The sequence below is a fragment of the Aeromonas sp. HMWF017 genome (assembly GCF_003061465.1).
Classification (GTDB): Bacteria; Pseudomonadota; Gammaproteobacteria; order Enterobacterales; family Aeromonadaceae; genus Aeromonas; species Aeromonas veronii.
In genome coordinates this window covers 15,050-17,808 of sequence record NZ_QAJD01000056.1, presented here as the reverse complement: position 1 = coordinate 17,808, position 2,759 = coordinate 15,050, and the positions used below count along the sequence as shown (strand labels likewise).

2 protein-coding genes are annotated in these 2,759 nt (G+C 60.2%); both read left to right on the top strand.

Annotation, left to right across the window (positions count from 1 at the left end):
• The first annotated feature begins 491 nt into the window (after positions 1-491).
• On the top strand, positions 492-1,844 hold the full coding sequence (dcuC, locus tag DBR30_RS04735) for an anaerobic C4-dicarboxylate transporter DcuC (RefSeq protein ID WP_005336914.1): 1,353 nt from the start codon (positions 492-494) through the stop codon (positions 1,842-1,844).
• A gap of 91 nt (positions 1,845-1,935) precedes the next feature.
• The coding region (locus DBR30_RS21640) for a metallophosphoesterase (protein WP_258224283.1) at positions 1,936-2,759 on the top strand (824 nt) is incomplete at its 3' end.

Below are 2,759 nucleotides of genomic sequence, written 5' to 3'. Positions count from 1 at the left end.
GCATAGAATTTCGGGGTAACCAGCAGCGCGACCCCATCTACCCGAATGGCATGGCGGGCCAGGCAGTTTGCTTCGGTGGTTTTGGATGCCAGCGCGGCAAAACGGGGGGTGCTCCCCTCGGCAACCACCAGTACGCCGTAAGAGTGAGGAGCCATGAGACGCCGCATGGCGACCGCCTGATGGGGGCCGGTTTGATGAAAACCGTCATTGGTTACAGCAAACACGCAAGTAGGCGAAAATAACATCGCAAGCAGAAAAATAGAGCGTTTAATGCCTGAAAAATCACCTAACGCCATATAAAAGCCTCAAAAGACAACCAAGGCTGGCAAGGGTAGGTAGCCAAACCCGCTGGGTAAAGTACCTTTACCTTTCTTTAATTCTGTTCACGGGGTTAAACGTTGATTTAGCTCACACAACATCCGGTTTTCAGTCGCCACTCTACCCCTATCGGAATAGACTCCCTCCACTCTCATCCAATCAGAAGGCAACATATGCTCGAACTTATCGTTGGCACCCTGGTCACCCTGGTGGTGGGCCGTGCCATTTTCAAAGGATACTCCGCGACCGGGGTGCTGCTGAGCGGCGGCTTACTGCTGCTGGTCATCACCGCCATGATGGGCAAACCGGTACTGCCGAGCAAGGTGGTCAGTACCGGTTATATCGCAACCGATATCTTCGAATACGTCCGCTTCCTGCTCAATGATCGTGGCGGTGGACTGGGGATGCTGATCATGGTGCTGTGCGGCTTCGCCGGCTACATGAGCCATATCGGCGCCAACACCATTCTGGTCAAGCTGGCCAGCAAACCGCTCGGTATCATCAAGTCCCCCTATATCCTGCTGGTGGCTGCCTATCTGGTGGCCTGCGCCATGTCGCTGGCAGTCAGCTCCGCTACCGGTCTGGGCGTGCTGTTGATGGCAACCCTGTTTCCGCTGATGGTCAACATGGGGATCTCCCGTGGCGCGGCTGCGGCCGTGTGCGCCTCGCCAGCCGCCATTATTCTGGCACCGACCTCAGGGGACGTGGTGATGGCCGCCCAGGCCGCCAACATGCCGCTGCTGGACTTTGCCTTCAAGCTGACCCTGCCCATCTCGCTGGTGGCGATCGCCTGTATGGCGGTGACCCACTTCTTCTGGCAGCGCTACCTTGATCAAAAATCCGGTGAGCACAACGAGCCGGTCGCCCCGGGTGACCTGGTGACTACCGCCCCAGCTTTCTACGCCATCCTGCCCTTTACCCCCATCATCGGGGTGCTGGTGTTTGACGGCAAATGGGGCCCGCAGCTGGATATCGTCACCATCATCGTCATGTGCATGGTGCTGGCCAGCTTGCTGGAACTCGTGCGTATCCGCAATGGCAAGGAGCTGCTGGACGGTCTGCAGGTCTGCTGGCGCAACATGGCTGATGCCTTTGCTGGTGTGGTCATGCTGCTGGTCGGTGCCGGTGTCTTCGCCCAGGGTCTGATGACCATCGGCTTTATCGACACTCTGCTGGCTCACGCGCAGGATCTCGGCTCAGGCGGTCTGATCATGATGCTGTCACTGGTGGTGATCACCACCCTGGCCGCCTTCACCACCGGCTCGGGCAATGCCCCCTTCTACGCCTTTGTGGAGCTGATCCCCAACCTGGCTAGCAGCCTTGGCATCAACCCGGCCTATCTGGTGATCCCGATGCTGCAAGCCTCCAACCTGGGTCGCACCATTTCTCCGGTCTCCGGGGTGGTGGTCGCCTGTGCGGGGATGGGCAAGCTCTCGCCGTTCGAGGTGGTCAAGCGCACCAGTATGCCGGTCGCCGTCGGCCTGCTGGTGGTGATTGTCGCCACCCAGATCATGGTACCCGCCTGATCGCTGACCAGCCCGGCACCCTGCCGGGCTGGTATCCTCCCCCCCCTTTGCAGTAGACTCGGTGCTCATTTTCCCCCTAAGGAGGACCGAGATGAGTATTACGGTTCAACTTGCCCATTTCAGTGATTGCCACTCCCACTTCGATGGCGCGCCCATGAGCTTCTCCCCTGTCGGTGAAGGCCAGTGGCGCACCCAGTGCGGCGGTTATGCCCGGATCCTGACACGACTGACCCAACTGCGTGCCAAAGCCGCAGCAACCGGCCAGCGTTTTCTGTTTCTGCACGGTGGCGACTCCTTTCAGGGCTCTCTCTATTTCAACCGCTTCAAAGGGCGCGCCAACGCCGACCTGCTCGCCATGCTGGCCCCTGATGCCATGGTACTTGGCAACCACGAATTCGATCTGGGCAACGGCCCGCTGGTGGAGTTCTTGCGCCAGCTCGATTTTCCGGTGCTGGCCGCCAATCTGGACAACAGTCAGGAGCCAGCCGACACGCCGCTTGGGCTGTGGGATATTCCCCACCTCTACGACGCCCATCAGCCCTGGCATCGTCGGGTGATCGACGGGGTTCCCTTTGCGCTGCTCGGCATCACCCTCGCCCAGATGGCTGCCATCGCCAACCCGGATCCCCACACCCGTTTCCACGCGGTCGCCGAGACCCTCACTAAAGTGCTGCGGGAGATCAAGCGCGAAGGGATCCAGCATATCGTGCTGCTGAGCCACCTCGGGCTGGATCAGGACAAGCTGCTGGCCGAGCGCTTCCCCGAGCTCAGCCTCATCATCGGCGGCCATACCCACAGCCTGCTCGGCGATCTCACGCCGCTGGGTCTGCCAAGCGAAGGTACCTACCCCCTGATGAACAACGGGGTGGCCATTTTGCACGCTGGCCACAGCGCCCTCTGCCTCGGTGTCTGCGA

What these genes read in the sequence shown, in the direction of transcription:
- dcuC (WP_005336914.1), top strand. Translation starts at nt 492, where the DNA reads ATGCTCGAACTTATCGTTGGCACCCTGGTCACCCTGGTGGTGGGCCGT.